A 17,086-nucleotide genomic window follows, 5' to 3' on the forward strand; every position below is an offset into this window, starting at 1 on the left:
GATCTGCCTGACGTATTCGGCACAATGGCCAGCCCGCGCGCTCGGCCGGACAGGAGAAGCCCGTCAGCGCAGGGGGGCGAAGTCGGCAAGGGCGGTGGGCTGCTTGCCGGTGGTGATGTGCTCGGCGAGCAGCCGCCCCGTGATGGGGCCGTGGGCCAGACCCCACATGCCGTGACCGCCGGCCACGTAGATACCGGGGGCTTTGGTCGCGCCGATGAGCGGCCGTCCGTCCGGGGTGATCGGGCGAGGGCCCACCCAGACATCCGTGCGTTCGTCCCAGTGCACACCGCGCAGCAGGGGCTGGGCGGAGGCGACGATGGCCTCCAGCCGGGCGGGCACCTGCGGGGCGTCCGGGTCGCGGAATTCCATGGTGCCGGCCACGCGCAGCCCGTTGCGATACGGCGTGCACGCCACCCGTACGTCGGGTAGGTAGATCGGGCCAGGGACGGGGTGGTCCACCGGCACGGTGAAGGAGTAGCCGCGGCCGGCCCGGACCGGGACGCGCACGCCCCACTGCCGGGCCAGGCGGGGCAGCCACGCACCGGTGGCCAGTACCACCGCGTCGGCCGACAGGACGGTGCCCTTGCCCGAGCGCACGATCACCTTCCTGCCGTCGGTGCGCACCTCGTCGACCTCGAAGGCGTACACGGTCGCGCCGCGGCTCATCACGGCCTTGCCCAGGGCGTGCACGAAGGCGCCCGGGTCGACGTAGCGCTGCCCGTCGATGCGCACCCCCACGCCCAGCGCCTGACCGGCGAGCGGCACGTACTCGGCCAGTCGCCGGGCGTCCAGCACGGTATGGTCGACCCGCTGCCCGGCCGCTTCCACTCGGCGCAGCTCGCGCAGCAGGCTCTCGGCATGGCGTGCCGTGCGGAACGCGGCGGTGATCGGCGCCGCGATGACCGGGGCGGACACGCCGTTGGCGGCCAATACCTCGTAAGCCTCGACGCATTCCTCGTTGAGCGGCAGGTTGGCGCGCACGGCGCGCATCCACGATCGCCAGCGGCAGTTGGCGGCGAACCGGGCCAGAAACACCCACAGCCCCGCATCGAGGCTCGCCGGCACGTGCAGCGGCGCGTCCGCGTTCAGCAGCGAGCGCAGGCCGTAGCGCAGAACCGCGGGCTCGTTCAGCGGGATGGCCAGGCCTGGGGCGACCCATCCGGCGTTGCCCCAGGATGCGCCGGCCGCCACGCCGCCACGGTCGACCACCTTGACCTCGACGCCGCGCTCCTGCAGGAACCACGCGGTCGACAGGCCCACGATGCCCGCGCCCACCACGATCACCGATCGCGGCCAGTTGCCGACCATGCCCAACCTCCAACGGGTACGAATGCCGGTGTCCAAGCCAGCATGGCGCGCGCGGCAGCCGGCGGCGTTGTGGGCGGCCGACAATCACTTCGCGGCCGTTGTGCCATCGTCACAACGCCCGGCCCCCAGCCACGCCTCGACGGCGTTGACCGGCCGCGTCGGCGTCAGCGACAGGCCTGGCACAAGATCATCGGCGGGGTCGTCCTCGGCGTCGGAGGCGGCCAGCATGATGATCATGGCGAGGCGTTTACGGGGGTCGTCCAGGTCCAGGAGAGTGATCTCGCTCATCTTGCGCAGCCGGTTGCGGACGGTGTTGGGATGCACCCGCAGTCGTTCGGCGGCCAAAGCGGGGTCGCCCTGGGTCTCCAGCCAGGCCCGCAACGTGGGCACGTAGCGTGTGCCATGGCGGGCGTCATGTCGCAGCAGCGTGCTCAGCGGCCCGCGGGCCGGGGTACGGCCGGTGCGCGAGGCCGCGCGTAGCCGCCGCAGCAAGATGTCGTCCCACGACTCGTCGTAGGCGGGCGCGACGGTGCCGGGCCGGCCGGTCTCGGGCAAAGCCAGGCACTCGTCGGCCTCCTGGCGGCCGGCGGGCAGTTCCTCGGTCGCGGCGGGCGCGCCGATGCCGGCCGCGATGCGTACCCGGGCGGGCAGTTCGACCCGCAGCGCGGCGATCCAGTGGCGGGCGATGTCCGCCTGCTCGGCGGGCAGGATCGTGTACAGCGTGTCGCCGAGCAGGGTGCTGCGGCCGGGTCTGGACCAGCCGAAGCCGGTGGTGGCCTGTTCGAAGGCCAGCAGCAGCGCGGCGTGGGGCTCCTCGCCGTCGGTGTGGGCGCGGATCGCGATGACCCGCAGCGCCTGCGACGGCAGGCCCAGCCGGCTGATCACCGTCTCCGCGTCGACGCTGCCCTCCAGCAGCCGGATGACCAGGTCGGACTCCACCTGCCGCTCCAGGTCGGCGCTGGCCCGCGAGCGCAGCAGGTGCAGCGCCACCGTGCGTGCGCCGTGCGCCAGCGCGCGCCGGCGGGCGCCGGTCAGCGGGCGCTCGCAGCTCACCCAGACCGAACCGAGCAACTCGCGGCCGGCCCGCACCGCCACCGCCATCCGCCCGGTCAGGCCGTGCCCGGGATCGGCGGGGACGAACACCGGCTCGTCCGTCGCCGCCAACTGGGCGAACACCCCCCGCTGCTGAAACAGCTCGCGTAGCCGGTCCGGGACGCGCCGGCCGAGGATCGTCTCCAACCGGGCCGGATCCCCCGCCTGCTGGGAGCGGGAGTAGGCCAGCACCCGCGAGTGCCGGTCCTCGATGGTCACCGCCCCGCTGATCGTGTCGGCCAGGCTGTCGGCCAGGGCGAACAGGTCGGTCGGGCCGCGCCCCGAAGCGGTCTCGCGGCTCTCCAGCACCAGCCCGTACACCACGCCGGCGAGCTGGCTCCAGGAGACCGCGGAATCGGCCAGCAGCACAGCCACCCCGAGCTGGTCGCCGAGCGCGGCGGCCTCGCGCTCGGCCGCCGCGCTCGGCGAGGCGCACGGGGGGTCAGCGTCGGTCCCGGTCGCGGTCTCGATGGGGCGGACCAGGACCGCCGCGGCGCGGGCGGCGGCCGCCCACCGCACCGCCTCGGCGATCGAGGAGGTGCCGACGGCCAGGAGCAGATCACCGGTGACGTGGCGGTCGGTGGCATCCGGCACCGCCACGCTGCGCAGCCAGGCCGAGCGGGTCTCGGGACGGCCGCACAACCGTACGCCGTACCCGCCGAGCACGTTCACCAGGCGGTCCAATGTGATCATGTGCGGCTCCGGGTGCCCAGAGGGGGCGGGGCGACCCCGCTCCCCTCTCACTGGTTGTCAGGCGGCCTCGTGCCGCCGCTGGCAGTCGATGCAGTTGCGGGCCAGCGGCCGGATCTTGAGCCGTTCGAACGGAATGGCCGCCTGGCAGTGGCCGCAGCGGCCGTAGATGCCGGCCTCCAGCCTGTCGTAGGCCTGAGCGAGTTCGGCGACGGCGCGCTCGGCGGCGGTGATCGAGGCGAGGAGCTCCTGCCAGGTGCCGTCGGCGCCGCTACCGTCCTGCTCCTGTGCCCGCAGCCTATCCAGGTACCGGCTGCGCTGCTCCCGTTGCTGGGTCAGGTCCTGGCGCAGCGACTCAAGCTGCACGCTGCTGAGGTGTGAGGTCGCGTGGCTGTCGGTCATGATCGAAGGTCCTTTCTTGCGAAGCGAAGACGTCAGCGGACGCGCGGGGCGAGGGCGGCCGTCAGAGCCGGCTGCAGGCACAGGCGCATCAGGCCGCGGATGGTGGCGTGCTGCGGCTGGGGCGTCGCTGTGACCGGCAGGCGAAGCGCGGCGCGGAGGCGGGCCAGCAGCTGCTCTTGGTGAGCACCGCCGCCGGTGACCGTCAAACCCCGCTTGCGCGCGGCCGGACGCGAAGCGGCGGGCAGGCGACGCACCAGGCCCGCCGTCATCTCGATGACGCCTTCCAGCGCATACGACACCAGCCCCTCGCTGGTGGTGGCGTTGAGCTGGAGGGCGACCGCGTCGGTGACGGCCCCGTCCGCGATGGCGACGGCCTCGACAATGCCCGCCCCCACGTCCAGGACCAGGCAGGGCCGGGAATCGAGGATGTCCAGGCCGGCGCCGACGGCTGCGGCCATCGGCTCCTCCATCAGGCCCACTTCGCATCCGGCGGCCTCGGCGACCGCGGCGCGGACCGCCCGGCGATCGCTCGGCGAGGCCGCCACCGGCACGCCGGCCAGCACCCATCGCGGGCGGCTCCCCGATACCTGGGCGTCCTGCAGCAGCCGCCGCACCAGCCGCAGGCAGGCGTCCGGGTCGGCCACCATGCCGTGCCGGACGGGCCACAGCGCGGCCGCCAGGCCGGAGCCGGACGGCGGCCGGGTGACCGACGACGGCCGGTCCACGATGGCGAACCCGCTCAAGGACAGCGACCGGGTACGCGCGGTACCCAGGTCGAGCGCCACGAAGCGCTGCCCGGTGCTCACCTCGCACCTCCCGGCGATGCCGGATGTGGCCGCTCCAGCCGCGGCCAGGCGTGAACTGATTCGACAACGGACATGACGATGATCGGCTCCTTGCTGAGGCCAAAGGAAGGCAGTACAGGACACGGCCCTGCTGCAGGGACCGCGAGAGGGCTCCGAAGGCGACGGCGAGCATGGACCAGCCCCACCAGGGCGCAGTCCATGGGCTCGGGACATGGGGCGTCAGGATCCACGGCACGAGCGGCCGCAGCCCTTCGGAGAGAGGTAGCGTCGGCTAGATGAGCGGCGGGCTGCGCGATCCCGCAGTGCGGTGCGCGAGCTGTTGCGGATCGCGGAGCTCATCGACCTTCGAGCCAGGCGACGCCGACAGCGCCAGATAAGCGGGCTCATCGTGACGCTCACCGCGCAACGGCGGCCACAGCGCCAGCACGTGGTGCTCGCGGACGCTACCCGCCTGCGGGGGCAGACCGGGCAGGTCACCGCCCCCACCGTCCGGGCTCCATGCCAGGCCGGACAGCGAATTCTCAGGCGCGATCGGGCCGTCGGCGCTCGCACTGCCGGTGGCGCCGGCCAGCACCAAGCACAGCAGGACCAGACCCATCACGCCGGCGAACGCGATGGACCCTCGTGGTGTTCTCCACGGTCCCGTCATAGGGCAGACCATAGCCCAGACGGCGCGAAAAAGGGCATGCCGTTCCATCGCAGGGTGCGATCCGCGCCGGGGCCGGGGTACGGTCACCGCCGAGACCCGACCCGTAACCTGCCAGGAGGAGACGTGCGCAGCAGACTGCCCGCCGTTCTGCTCCTGCTGCTGTCGGCCTTCCTGCTGGGCCCCGCGCCTGGCAGCGCCCAGCTGCCCGTCACCGCGACGCCCGCGACCTGGTGGAGCGGCCCGTCCGAGCACGCCGTGCAGGACGCGGCCCTGCCCCGGCTGCATCCCGCCCGCAGCGCGCCCGCGCTGCCGATGTGGCCGGCCGTACTGCCGTCCACCGAACGGCCCGGTCCACGGGCGCGGCCCCTGACGGCCCTCGCCCGGCCTTTCACCGCGGCACCTCAGCCGCCCGCCCGTCAGGCGCCGGCCCGAGCGCCACCCTCCACGACGCGCTGACGTCCCCTTTCCTTCTTCGACAGCCCGTGGAGGCTTCATGTCCCGCGCGCCCTTCTGGCGCGCGGTGGCGGCGTGCGCCATCGCCGCCACCGCACTGCTATTCACCCTCACCACATCGCCACGTCTAGGGCTGGACCTGCGCGGTGGCACCCAACTCGTCTTCGAAACCCGAGACGCCTCAACAGTCAAGGCCGACGCCGAGACCACTGACCGTGCCCTGGACGTGCTGCGCCGGCGCGCCGACGCGCTCGGCGTGGTCGACCCCACCCTGTTGCGCTCCGGCGATCGGCGCATCATCGTCGAGCTGCCCGGGGTGCTCGATCCCCGCCAGGCCGCCGAAGTCATCGGCAAGACCGCCCAGCTCACTTTCCACCCGGTCCTGGAACAAGCCGACGACACCAGCGCCGATCAAGGCACCCCCACCAGCAGGGGCATCGGCGCATCCGGGCAGGTCCTGGCCGACGAAGGCGGGCAACGCCTGCGGCTCGGCCCTGCCGCGATCACCGGCGACGGGGTGAGCGACGCCGCCGCACGCAACGACCCGCAGCAGGGGCCGGGCTGGTTCGCCACCGTCGACTTCCGCGACGCCGCCGCCTGGCAGCGGCTGACCGGCGAGGCCGCCTGCCACAGCCCGAGCAACCCCCAGCGGCGGGTCGCCATCGTCTTGGACAACGAGATCATCTCGTCGCCCCAAGTCGATGCGGGCGTGCCCTGCCAGATCGGCATCCCCGGCGGATCCACCCAGATCAGCGGCTCCTTCACCCACCAGGAGGCACAAGGCCTGGCCGTGCTGATCAAGGGCGGCGCCCTGCCCGTCCCGCTCACCTTGATCGAGCAGCGCACCGTCGGCCCCACGCTCGGCGCGCAGGCCATCGAGGCCAGCGCCAAGGCAGGCATCGCCGGTGTCCTGCTCACCGCGTTGTTCATCATCCTCACCTACCGGCTGTCGGGGCTGCTGGCCACCCTCGCGCTGGCCGCCTACGGGCTCATCTCCTACGCCGCCCTGCTCGCCCTCGGCGCAACGCTCACCCTGCCCGGCCTAGCCGGGTTCGTTCTGGCCATCGGCATGGCGGTCGACGCCAATGTGCTGGTCTTCGAGCGAGCGCGGGAAGAGTATGGCCGCGCGCCGCGCCGCAGCCTGCGCACCGCCCTCGACCGAGGCTTCGCCAACGCCTGGAGCGCCATCGCCGACTCCAACATCACCACGCTCCTGGCCGCCGGATTGCTGTTCTGGCTGGCCTCAGGGCCGGTGCGCGGATTCGGTGTGACGCTGGCCGTCGGCGTCCTTGCCTCACTCGTCTCCGCCATGCTCATCACCCGTGTCCTGACCCACCTCATCCTCAGCGGAACCAGCCCCCGGCTGGCCCGGCTGTCCGGGCTGGCGGTGCACGGCCGGGTCAGGGCCTGGATCACCCGGCGCGACCCGTCCCTGATGGCCGGGCGCCGACGGTGGCTGGCCGCGGCCGCCACCCTGGTCGCCACGGCCGTGACCGGGCTGGCCCTGCACGGGCTCAACCTCGGCATCGAGTTCACCGGCGGTCGGATGCTCCAGTACACAGCCGCGCAACCGGTGAGCGCCGAGACCGCGCGGCAGGCGGTGGCCGAGGCCGGCCACCCGGCGGCCAACGTGCAAAGCTCCGGCACCAGCGTGTCCGTGCGTACCGGCCAGATCAGCGCCGACGACAGCGCCGCCATCGAGCAGGCACTCGATACCCAGCTCGGCGAAGTGACCAAGCAACGCGACGAGCTCATCGGCCCCAGCCTGGGCGACGAACTGCGGCGCAACGCGCTCATCGCACTCGCCGTGGCGCTGGCGGCGCAACTGCTGTACCTGGCCGTCAGATTCCGCTGGACATTCGGCGCCGCCGCCGTGATGGCCCTCGTCGTGGACACCCTCGCTGTGCTCGGCCTGTTCGCCTGGCTGGGCAAACCCATCGACGGGGTCTTCCTGGCAGCCATGCTGACCATCATCGGCTACTCAATCAACGACAAGGTGGTGGTTTTCGACCGCGTCCGCGAACTATGGCAGGCCTCGCGGCAGGCACGCTTCCCCGGCATCGTCAACGCGGCGATCCTGCAGACCGTGCCGCGTACCGTCAACACCGGCCTGGGCGCCCTGTTCATCCTCACCGCGCTGGCCGTCTTCGGCGGTGACACGCTGCGCGACTTCGCCATCGCGCTCATCTTCGGCATCGTGGTGGGGACCGCGTCGTCATCGTTCGTGGCCGGCCCCCTCGCAATCGAGCTCGAACGCCTCAGCAAGCAACCCCCACCCCAGCCGCCCCAGCCGCGCAAACGCCGCCGGCAGGGCACGGGCGCGGTCCTGTAGCACCGCACGGGGCGGCGCGGTCCTGTAAGCACCGCACGGGGCGCCCGGTGGAACTATGCAGAGGAGTCATCCACGCCACCGGAGCGCCCCGCCCTCCGCCCCCGCCCCCGTCACCAGCGCCGGCTCAGCGACTGGGTGAGCCGGCGCTGACAGATGTGCCGAGCGCCCTGCCCCCCAGTCCGCTGCGTTCCCATCAGCGAGTCGTCAATGGAGTTGTTGATGGGGGTACGGGCGAAGCCCGTGCTTTGTTGGTGTGTGGAAAGTTCTCAGTTGAGCGCCTTTACAATGTAGATTCGCAATGAGACCCTATCCCCGAAGAGGCGTGGGGTGGCGTTCAGCAGCGCAGGCAACGGGTGGCGGAAGCACCCCGGCAGCTGGAGGAGTAGGCCGAAGAGGACCGAAGTCGAGGCCCGGCAGGCTGGGCCAGAGCTAACGAGCGTGTCCGCCGGATGCTTTCCCACGACCTTGCCGCTCCCCCCGCCCTCCTTCCATCTTGAGCGGGAAGCCGCCGGGCAACCTTGTTGGAAACCGCCGGGCAGCCTTGAGCAAGAAGCCGCCGCCGGAGCGATGCCACCACGACCGCGCACGCCTGGCACGATTGCTCCTCGCTGCCCGGCACAGGAGGGAGTTGTCGTTCTGTGGGTTCCAGACTGGTGTGGGGTCGCCTATCCAACTGTTGTCAGTTCGGCAGCCGGGCCTGGGGGATCGCCAGTTCGACAGCCCGGCCTGAGAGGCCGCCAGTTCGACAGCCCGGCCTGAGAGGCCGCCAGGTCAAGCCGTCTCTGGGGCGGCCTGCAGGTAGGCGAGCACCGCCAGCACCCGCCGGTTGTGATCGTCGGACGGCGGCAGGCCAAGCTTGGCGAAGATGTTGTTGGTGTGCTTGCTGATCGCCTTGTCCGTGACCTGGAACCGGGCGGCGATCGCCATGTTGGACAACCCCTCCGCCATCAACGCCAGCACCTCCCGCTCCCGAGGGGTCAGCTCACCCAGTGGCTCGTCGCGGCTGTGACGGCTCAGTAGTTGCGAGATCACCTCGGGATCCATCACGGTGCCGCCGGAGGCCACCTGACGCACCGCGTCCACGAACCGGTCGACGTCACCGACGCGATCCTTGAGCAGGTAACCCACCCCACCAGGCCGGTCGGAGAGCAGTTCGCGGGCGTACAACTGCTCCACGTATTGCGAAAGGATCAACACCGGCAGGCCCGGCACCAGCCGCCGCGCCTCGAGGGCGGCGCGCAGCCCCTCGTCGGTATAGCCGGGCGGCAGCCGCACATCGACCACGGCGACATCCGGACGGCCATGAGCGAGCGCGTCGAGCAGCATCGGAGCGTTGTCGACCGCCTTGACCACCTCGAAGCCGTACGCCGTCAGCAAGCGGATCAACCCATCCCTGAGCAGGGCGAGATCTTCGGCTATGACAACGCGCACAGCAACTCCATGGTGAGTTCGGTAGGGCCGCCGAGAGGACTGCGGATGATGAGCCGGCCGTCGAAGGCCGACAGACGCGCGTCGATGCCTCGGATGCCGCTGCCGCTGGCCCGGTTGGCTCCGCCGCGGCCATCGTCGCACACCTTCACGCGCAGCAGGCCGCCCACATGGGACAGCCGCAGCCACACACGCGACGCGCCGCTGTGCTTGGCCACGTTGGTGAGGGCCTCGGCGACGGCGAAGTAGACCGCGGACTCGACCGGCGCCTCCAGCCGGCCAGGCAGCTCGATCTCGACCGTCACCGGTATCGGGCACAGCAGCGCGGCGGCCTGGATCGCCCCGGCTAAACCGCGGTCGGTCAGCACCGGAGGGTGGATGCCGCGCACCAGGTCACGCAGGTCGGTCAGCGCCTGGCCGGCGACCTCCCTGGCCTCGTCGATCATCAGCTGGGCCTGGGTGGGATCGCGGGCGTTGCGGGCCAGACCCAGGTTCATCCGGATCGCGATCAGCTTGGCCTGCGCGCCGTCGTGCAGGTCGCGTTCGATCCGGCGCAGCTCGGCCGCCTGCGCGTCCACCACCACGGCCCGCGACTCGGTCAGGTGTCGGATGCGCGCGGCCGGGGTCGCGTCAGGCAGGAGCAACATCCCCGTCAGCCGTGCCTGCCCGGTGCGCAGTACGGGCACCGCCATGACGGCGATCACCGCGATGGCCACGACGGCCACACTGAAGGCGAACGTGGTCACGCTGTCGACCACGACCACCTGCACCGAGAAGATGTAGTCGAACGCGGCCAGGAGCGCCCAGATGACGAGCGCCGGGCCGTGCCAGGTGAGGCCGTGCACGACCAGCCACGCCAGATCCCGCCAGGTCCGCGCATCCCGCAGCACAAGGACCAGTGGGGTTCGCGGTCTGCTGTGCCACCGGTGCGGCCGGTGGTTGGCCGGGTCGAGCACCTGGCTCGCCCAGTCACGCTGCAGCCGCGCCAGAGACCGTACGAGCGCGAGCACGCGGACCAGCAGCGGCAGGCCGAGCCCGGCTACCGGGACCAGCGCGAGGCTCACCAGCAGCATGGCGAGCAGCACCAGCGCGGCCACACCCGTGGCGACGTTGAGCAGCAGCCCACCACCTGCGGCGATGAGGTTTCGAATGCCGGTCACGCCAGAAGTCTGCCCGATGCGCGGAGCGCGGTCGGTAGGTCTAGGCCTACCTCCGGAGGTGGGAATCTTCGCCCCGGCCGGTGGGCGCACGCCCATCGAGATCGGCGACCCGAGCCGGAAAGCTGGCGGCCGTCAACCGAAGCAGGCATCGAGATCGGCGACCCGAGCCAGAAGGCCGGCGGCCGTCAACCGACGAAGGGAGGCCAGGCCGTGATCGAAGTGAGCGGACTGACCATGAGATATGGCGACAAGGTCGCCGTGGACGACCTAACATTCAGCGTGAAACCGGGACTGGTAACCGGCTTCCTCGGCCCGAACGGCGCGGGCAAATCCACCACCATGCGCGTCGTGCTCGGCCTGGAGGTGCCCCTCGCGGGCAAGGCCCTGGTGAACGCCCGTCCATACGCGTCAATGTCCAGGCCCATGCGCTCAATGGGAGCGCTGCTCGACGCCGGGGCTGTGCACGGGGGCCGCAGCGCGCGGGCGCATCTCGCCTGCCTGGCCCGCAGCAACGGCATCGGCCGTGCCCGGGTGGCCGCCGTGCTCGAGCAGGTCGGCCTGACCGGCGTCGCCGACGAGCGGATCGGCGGCTTCTCGCTGGGCATGCGGCAACGCCTGGGGATCGGGGCTGCGCTCCTCGGGGATCCGGGGGTGCTGATGTTCGACGAGCCACTGAACGGCCTCGACCCGGAGGGCATCCGCTGGCTGCGCGATCTGCTGCGCTCGCTGGCCGACGAGGGCCGCACCGTGCTGCTGTCCAGCCACTTGATGAACGAGATGGCGCTCACCGCCGATCACGTCATCGTCATCGGACGGGGCCGGCTGATCGCCGACACCCCCATCGATGCTCTGGCCGGCCACTTCCAGCGCGACGTGCTGGTCCGCACGCCCGACCCGGCCGGCCTCGCCGCCATTCTGGACGCGCACGGTGCGACGGTGACCCCTGAGGACGACGGCGCCCTGTCCGTACGGAATCTCGACGCGGCCAGGATCGGCGCGCTGGCGCTCTCCGGTGGCATCGCGCTGGCGGAGCTGTCCCCGCGCGGCGCCTCCCTGGAGGACGCCTTCATGCGGCTCACCGAGGACAGCACGGAATACCGGGCCGGTGCTGGGGAGGCCGTCCGATGACGGAATACAAGGCCGGTGACAGGGAGGCCGTCCGATGATCGATGTGATCGCTTCCGAGTGGCTCAAGCTCCGCTCGCTCCGCTCGAATCTCTACCTGCTGGCCTGCTCGGTGGCGGCCGTCCTGGCCTGCGCCGGCGTGGCGTTCATGATCGGCCGCGGGTTCGACAACCAGTCGCCGGACGAGCGGATGGCCTTCACCGGCAACGGCGACGGCCTTGGCAACGGGATCGCGGTCGCCTACTTCGTTTTCGCCACGCTGGGCGCCCTCACGATCACCTCCGAGTACAGCACCAAGATGATCCAGACGAGCCTGGTCGCCGTGCCGCGCCGGCACGCGTTATTGCTGGCCAAGATCCCGGGCCTGGCCGCGGTCGCGCTGGTGGCGGGTCAGATTCTGGCGTTCGCCATGCACGCGGCCGCCATGGTGGTGCTCGGCGACCGGGCCGGCCAGTTGCTCCGCGACGGCCAGACGCTGGGCACGTCACTGTCGGAGCCGGGCGTGCTCGCCTCGGTGATCAGCGCTGGGTTGTCGATGGCGGCCTTCGCCTTGATCGGGCTGGGCGTCGGGGCCGCCGTCCGCTCCACCCCCGGCACCCTGGTCGTGCTGACCGTGATCATCGTGGTGCTGCCGGTGGTGGTCAAGACGTTGCCCTCCTCCCTACGCGCCCAGGTCGGCTCGTTCATGATCGAGAATCTGCCGCTCCAGATCGCGGGGGTCGGCGGTGGGCAGCTGTCGCCCGCGGCTGCGGCGGGGCTGCTGGTCGCGTACGTGATCGCCGCACTGACGGCGGGCGCGACGGCGATCACGCTCAGGGGACGCCGGATCAGGGCCCTGGCCATCGGTGCGGCCGTCACCATGCTGGTGTCGGCGGTGCCCGCTGCCGCGTCCGGTTCGCCCGGCTCTGGAACCTCCTCGCTGGACTGGGCGGCATGCGCGGACAAGGAACTGTCCAAGGAGATGAGGTGCGCCTCGATCGAGGTGCCCGTGGACTGGTCCAAGCCATCCGGCAGGAAGATCCGCCTGACCGTCGGGATGCTGCCGAACACAGGTGTCCAACGCCGCATCGGCGCGGTGTTCGCGGTCCCTGGCGGCCCGGGCGCTTCCGGAGTCAAGGACCTGAGCAAGTACGCGGGCAGCTTCTCCGAACTGCGCGAACGTTTCGACATCGTCACCGTCGAACCGCGTAACACCGTCGACAAGGGCGTGCTGCCGTACAAGTGTCTGATCGGTGGACCGTGGATCGCCCTGCCCGACAGCCCCGCCGAGTACGCGGAGCTTGGCCGGCGCAACGGGGAAGCCGCGCAGCGCTGCCGCGCCGCCGACCCGGAGTACTTCGACCACCTCGACTCGGCGTCCGTGGCGCGTGATATGGAGGCGATCCGTGTCGCGCTGGGCGAGGAGCGGCTGAGCTTCATCGGCTCCTCCTACGGCGGCATCCCCAGCGTCACCTACGCCCGCCTGTTCCCCGCCCGAGTCCGGGCGTTGGTGATTGACGGCACGATGAGCCCGACCATGGACGACGCGGAGAGCAGGCTCACCAGCGAGAAGTCCTTCGAACGCTTCGCCGCTTGGTGCGCGGCGACCACCGCCTGCGCCCTGCACGGCCAGGACGTCGGCGAGGTCTGGCGGGCGCTGATCAAGCGCGCCGACCGCTCACCGATCCCGATCAGGGGAGAGCCGTCGCAGGTCGCCTACAGCGGGTTCGACATCAAGGAGGCCGCCGCTCCCAGCGTCATCTCGCCTGGTCAGAAGCCCGACTATCCGCGATGGACGCAACTCGCCGAAGCGATCAAACGGGCCGTGATCGGCGATGCCTCCGGCTTCGCCGACTATGTCCGGCAAGGCACGTATAGCCTCAAGGTCCCCTCGGTCGTCGGCATGAACATGACCCACTGCCCGGATGGCATGGGATACAACTCCTACGCGGACTACCGCGAAAAGCGCCGTAAGGGGGAGCGGCTGCTGCCCAACTTCTCCGGTATCGAGTTGTGGCACCGGCTCGGCTGCGCCGGCTGGCCCACCCCCGTCACCGACCCGTTCGAGCCGCTGCCCACCAAGGGACTGCCGCCATTTCTCGGCGTCGGCTCCTGGACCGACTTCGACCCGTCCGCGGACCTCGTACGGGGCGTACCGGGCTCGGCGGCGATCCAATACCAGGCGTACGGCCACGCGCTCTACAACAGCGGCGTCTCCTGCATCATCGGCCACGTCAACCGCTACCTGACCAGCCTGCGTCTCCCTCCACCCGGCACCGTCTGCCGCCCCGCCGAGTGAAGCTCAGCATGGTGGTGCGGAGCCCGGTGCTGCGGTAAGAGTGGGCCATCTGGCCACGGCAAGGGGGCGGGCCACGTCTCGGTAGCCGACGGAAACGCGCCCTCAGCCGCCGACGTGAACATCAAGAACCCCGGCGATCTCACTCACATTGCCGGGGTCTTCCCGCTTCCACAACTGCTCAGATCTGAGAATGCGGAGTGTGGTCATCGTCACGCTTAGCTACTAATCAGTCTTAACGGGTCCGTCCGATGCAACGCGGCAGACTCGTGTCTGACAGCCGGCAGCGGGTGAGCACTTGGGGCTGGCCGCGTGGACTCGAGCGGAGGGCCGTACCCAGGGCAGGCGCAGGTCGCCGCGCTACTCGGTGCTGGACCTGCCCGACAACACTGGCGCTGGACCTGCCCGACAACATGACGGTCAGCACCCGCGGCACGCTGGTGCTTTGCGAGGACGGCGACCGGTCTTCGCCTCGGCGCGCTGCTGGGCCTCGATCCCACCGTCTCGCCCTACATCACCCACACCATGCGCCGGTTCGGCGAATCGCAAGGCGAGCGCCGGTGCACACGCGTGAAGATCCATCGAAAGGTGATCGCCGGTGCGCGCGCGTGAGGATCTATCGAAAGGTGGACGACCACCAACAGGCCGTCCGGCAAGGCTGAGGGTCATGAAGAAGACGATCCTCGCCGTGCTCGGCACGATGCTGCTCTCCGCGGTGGCGGCGGCACCGGCGACAGCGACGGCAGGCGCCAAGCTTTCCTGGCAGGACTGCGGAGACGGCCTGCAATGCGGCCGGCTCACCGTACCCGCCGACTGGGCCGCCCTCAAGGGTGAGCAGATCACGCTGGGACTCGCCAAGCTGCCCGCCAGGGACCCGGCCGCCAAGAAGGGGACGCTCGTCCTCAACATGGGCGGCCCCGCCCAGCAGATCTCGGTCCTGCGTCAGGCGAAGCAGGCCTTCGCCGACCTGACCCAATGGTTCGACGTGGTGGTCTTCGACCCGCGCGGATTCGAGGCGAGCACCGGGGTGCGCTGCCCCGGCCCGGCGCCGTGGGCTGCGAACGCGGAGTGGGTGTTCCCCGACCGCGCCGCCTACACCCGGTACACAGAGCAGAACCGCCGCTTCGGTCACGGCTGCGCCGAGGCCGCCGGCCCGCTCGCGGGCCACCTGGACTCCGGTCAAGGGGCCCATGACCTGGAGACCGTCCGAGGGGCGCTGGGCGAACAGAAAATCAACTATTACGGCAACTCCTACGGCACAGTCCTCGGTGTGGCCTACGCCGAGAAGTTCCCCTCACGCGTCGGCCGCATGTACCTGGACAGCCCGATCGACCACACCAACCGATCGTGGGCCGAATGGCTCCTGCCCAAGGCGAAGGTCAAGGAAGACAACCTCCATCGCTTCGCCGAGTGGTGCGCCACCGACCAGAGCTGCGCGCTCCACGGCCGCGACGTGCTCAAGGTGTGGGACGAGGTCATGGACCGCGCAGCCAAGCGGCCGATCCCCGCGCCCGGCGCCGGCGCCGGAGCAGCGGCCAGTGCGACACTGATCGCCTCCCGCGCGACTGTCACGTTCGATGCGACGTGGCCCGGACTGGCCGAGTCCCTGGCCGAGGCGTACGCGGGTGACGCCACCCGGTTCGCCAAGCCGTCCACCGGTGTGGCCGATCCGGATTTCAGCAGGATCGCGAACTGCGCCGACTTCCCGTACCCGACCGCATATGACGAGGTCAAGGCCACGGAGAAGCGGCTGAAGCGCACCGCGCCGCGCATCGGCTGGACCATCGCGTGGCCGCTGGCCAACTTCTGCACCGGACTCCCGCGAAAGACGCCTTTCCCGCCCCATCCGGTACAGCCTCGCGGCCTGCCCCCGATCCTGATCGCCGGCGGCCTGTACGACGACGTGGCGCCGCCCGCGTACGCCCGCCGGATCACGGCACAACTTGACGGCGCCCGCTACATGGCGGCCAAGGGCGGTCACGCGCTCTACTTGAGCGGCAATCCCTGCATCCGCGATCAGGTGCACCGCTACCTGATCACCGGGCAGCTCCCGCCCTTGGGCACGACCTGCGGTCCGGCATCATCGTGACATGCTCTGGCTGAGGGAGGTTCTGCTCGTCGTCGGCGCCGCGACCGCTGCGACGCTGCTGACGGCGCTGGAAGGGTCGGTCCCGCCCGACGTGCCGCTCCTGGTCGTCTTCAGTGCCGGCGTCAGCCTCCCCTTGTTCATCCGGCGGGTGCTGCCGTTGACCGCCGCGGTGGCCTCCGCGGTGATCGCGCTGGCCGGGATGGTCCAGCTGCACCGCTGGGAAGGGATGCTGGTCACGATGGCCGTGTTCTGCGCGGCCGTCTACCACCGGCCGCGGCATCCCGCTCTGGTGCTGGCGATCTCCACATGCTGGGTGACGGGCATCGGCATGGTGACCGGCGGAAAGGGGCTGGCGCTCACCAGCATAGTGATCATGAGTGTCGCGCCGGTGGCCACGGGCTACGCGCTGCGGCTGCACCGGGACCGGGCCGGTCAGTCGCTGCGAGTGCAGCGGGCCGAGGCGGAGCGTGTGCTGGCCGAGGAGCGCACCTGGCTGGCCAGGAACGTGCACGACAGCGTGGGCCACCACCTGACGGCGATCCGGTTGCAGGCCGCGGCGGCCCGGCGAATGCGCGACGAGACCTCGGCTACGCGGGCCCTGGAAGTGATCTCGAACCTGTCGCTGTCCGCGCTGACGGAGGTGCGTGACCTGCTACGGACGCTCAGCGAGCACCCGGCCGCCCTTCAGCCCGGCACCGCCGACCTGGAGCGGCTGGCCGGGCAGCTCACCTCCGCCGATCGTACGATCACCATCCGCCGTACGGGGACAGCAGGCGTCCTGTCGCCGGCCGTCGACCACACCGCCTACCGGGTGGTCCAAGAGGCACTGACGAACGTCGTACGCCATTCGACCGCGAGCGAGGTCACCGTCCACCTACGTCATGACGACCGCGGCCTGTGCGTTGAGGTCCTCGACAACGGCGCCCCTGCGCCGGCGTCCCAGGCTGAGGGCCAGGGCATCCGGGGGATGCGGGAACGGGTGCGCCTGTTCGACGGCACACTGTCGGTGGGACCGGTCGAAACGGGCGGCTCAACCGGATTCTCACCAAACTCGGCCTGCGGACCCGCGTGCACGCCGCGATCTACGCCCACGAACACGGCCTCGTCACCCGCGACGCTCCTTGACCATCCGTCGGCCCTGGTGCCGCGTCAGGCATCGCCCGCCCTGCGGAACGTGAGCGCCCCCCTTGTGATAACTTCGGCGTCGCCGTGCACCGCATCAAACCCCAGGAGGTGAGTCCGATCAACGCTGTGACAGGTCGGGGCTCCCTCCCTCG

General features: G+C 70.9%; 13 protein-coding genes. 6 read left to right on the forward strand and 7 right to left on the reverse strand.

Annotated elements, in window-relative coordinates; genetic code table 11:
• Window positions 1–63: 63 nt before the first annotated feature.
• From ACIBO2_RS33630 to ACIBO2_RS33650, 5 genes are all read right to left on the reverse strand, one after another.
• Window positions 64–1,308 (reverse strand): NAD(P)/FAD-dependent oxidoreductase, encoded by a 1,245-nt coding sequence (locus ACIBO2_RS33630; protein WP_397302089.1) that lies wholly within the window; start codon window positions 1,306–1,308, stop codon window positions 64–66.
• Window positions 1,309–1,392: 84 nt separating this feature from the next.
• Complete coding sequence (locus ACIBO2_RS33635; protein WP_397302092.1) at window positions 1,393–3,093, reverse strand: PucR family transcriptional regulator; 1,701 nt, start codon at window positions 3,091–3,093, stop codon at window positions 1,393–1,395.
• A gap of 57 nt (window positions 3,094–3,150) precedes the next feature.
• Window positions 3,151–3,492, reverse strand: a complete 342-nt coding sequence (locus ACIBO2_RS33640) for a TraR/DksA C4-type zinc finger protein (RefSeq protein ID WP_225302033.1) — start codon at window positions 3,490–3,492, stop codon at window positions 3,151–3,153.
• Window positions 3,493–3,524: 32 nt separating this feature from the next.
• Window positions 3,525–4,298 carry a rod shape-determining protein gene (locus ACIBO2_RS33645; protein ID WP_397302096.1) on the reverse strand — a complete coding sequence of 258 codons (774 nt, stop codon included), beginning with the start codon at window positions 4,296–4,298 and terminating at the stop codon, window positions 3,525–3,527.
• 271 nt (window positions 4,299–4,569) lie between these two features.
• Window positions 4,570–4,947 (reverse strand): hypothetical protein, encoded by a 378-nt coding sequence (locus ACIBO2_RS33650; protein ID WP_358543268.1) that lies wholly within the window; start codon window positions 4,945–4,947, stop codon window positions 4,570–4,572.
• Between the two features lie 123 nt (window positions 4,948–5,070).
• On the opposite strand from ACIBO2_RS33650, the gene ACIBO2_RS33655 reads away from it, so the two are divergent.
• Together ACIBO2_RS33655 and secD are read left to right on the forward strand one after the other, a co-directional pair.
• A complete protein-coding gene (locus ACIBO2_RS33655; RefSeq protein ID WP_358543265.1) occupies window positions 5,071–5,403 on the forward strand; it encodes a hypothetical protein in 333 nt (110 codons plus the stop codon).
• 37 nt (window positions 5,404–5,440) lie between these two features.
• Window positions 5,441–7,732, forward strand: a complete 2,292-nt coding sequence (secD, locus tag ACIBO2_RS33660; RefSeq protein WP_358543262.1) for a protein translocase subunit SecD — start codon at window positions 5,441–5,443, stop codon at window positions 7,730–7,732.
• Window positions 7,733–8,503: 771 nt separating this feature from the next.
• On the opposite strand, the gene ACIBO2_RS33665 is transcribed toward secD, so the two are convergent.
• On the reverse strand, window positions 8,504–9,163 hold the full coding sequence (locus tag ACIBO2_RS33665) for a response regulator transcription factor (protein ID WP_358543259.1): 660 nt from the start codon (window positions 9,161–9,163) through the stop codon (window positions 8,504–8,506).
• The gene (locus ACIBO2_RS33670; RefSeq protein WP_358543256.1) at window positions 9,148–10,320 is read right to left on the reverse strand and encodes a sensor domain-containing protein; all 1,173 of its coding nucleotides are present in this window, start codon (window positions 10,318–10,320) and stop codon (window positions 9,148–9,150) included. Before ACIBO2_RS33670 ends, ACIBO2_RS33665 begins: the two co-directional genes overlap by 16 nt.
• Window positions 10,321–10,530: 210 nt before the next feature.
• On the opposite strand from ACIBO2_RS33670, the gene ACIBO2_RS33675 reads away from it, so the two are divergent.
• From ACIBO2_RS33675 to ACIBO2_RS33690, 4 genes are all read left to right on the forward strand, one after another.
• Window positions 10,531–11,448, forward strand: a complete 918-nt coding sequence (locus ACIBO2_RS33675) for an ATP-binding cassette domain-containing protein (RefSeq protein ID WP_358543253.1) — start codon at window positions 10,531–10,533, stop codon at window positions 11,446–11,448.
• Between the two features lie 34 nt (window positions 11,449–11,482).
• Window positions 11,483–13,723 (forward strand): alpha/beta fold hydrolase, encoded by a 2,241-nt coding sequence (locus tag ACIBO2_RS33680; RefSeq protein ID WP_397302100.1) that lies wholly within the window; start codon window positions 11,483–11,485, stop codon window positions 13,721–13,723.
• Window positions 13,724–14,387: 664 nt separating this feature from the next.
• A complete protein-coding gene (locus ACIBO2_RS33685) occupies window positions 14,388–15,809 on the forward strand; it encodes an alpha/beta hydrolase (RefSeq protein WP_397302103.1) in 1,422 nt (473 codons plus the stop codon).
• Between the two features lies 1 nt (window position 15,810).
• Window positions 15,811–17,046 (forward strand): sensor histidine kinase, encoded by a 1,236-nt coding sequence (locus tag ACIBO2_RS33690; RefSeq protein WP_397302105.1) that lies wholly within the window; start codon window positions 15,811–15,813, stop codon window positions 17,044–17,046.
• Window positions 17,047–17,086: the final 40 nt, after the last annotated feature.

The organism is Nonomuraea sp. NPDC050022 (assembly GCF_044460705.1).
In the GTDB taxonomy this organism is placed as follows: domain Bacteria; phylum Actinomycetota; class Actinomycetes; order Streptosporangiales; family Streptosporangiaceae; genus Nonomuraea.